1 protein-coding gene is annotated in these 566 nt (G+C 58.0%); it reads left to right on the top strand.

All coding sequences use genetic code 11. From position 1 onward, the window contains the following. Window positions 1-566, top strand: a 566-nt coding sequence (locus AC1DU6_RS35210) for a sensor domain-containing diguanylate cyclase (RefSeq protein WP_477863206.1), incomplete at both ends; no start/stop codon positions are given.

The raw sequence follows: 566 nt of genomic DNA, 5'->3' as shown, positions 1-566 counted from the left end.
ATCGTCTTCGTCTCGCATTCGGTCGAATTCGTTTTGGGGCATAGTCCGAAAGATCTGCTCGGGCGCTCCTGCTTCGAACTGGTGCATCCGGAAGATGTCGAAGCCGTGAAGGCGGCCAGCGCGCAATTGAAAGATCTCACGGCGAACCGCACCGTGATTTTTCGGACTTATCGTGACGACCAATCGCTCGCTTGGGTGGAGGTTAACTTCAAACTGGCCACCCGCGAGATCGATCGCGACAAGGTCGAAATCGTAGGCGTGCTACGCGACGTCACCCTTCGGAAAAGCATGCAGGACGAGTTGACGTCGTTGAATACAAAGCTCGCCGAACTCGCGACCACTGACGGGCTGACGGGGCTCGCTAACCGCCGCACGCTCGACGGCTTTCTGCGCCGCGCCTTTGAACAGCACGACGAGATGTCGGTGCTTTTGATCGACGTCGACAACTTCAAAGGCTACAATGACAGCAACGGCCACCAAGCCGGCGACGACTGTCTGAAACGCGTTGCCGCCGTCATTGCCGATGCCACGATCAATACGCCGGCATTGTCTGCACGCTATGGGGG

The sequence above is a fragment of the Roseateles sp. P5_B10 genome (assembly GCF_056400485.1).
The sequence above is the reverse complement of the archived record's forward strand: the minus strand, read 5'-3'. Positions and strand labels throughout refer to the sequence as shown.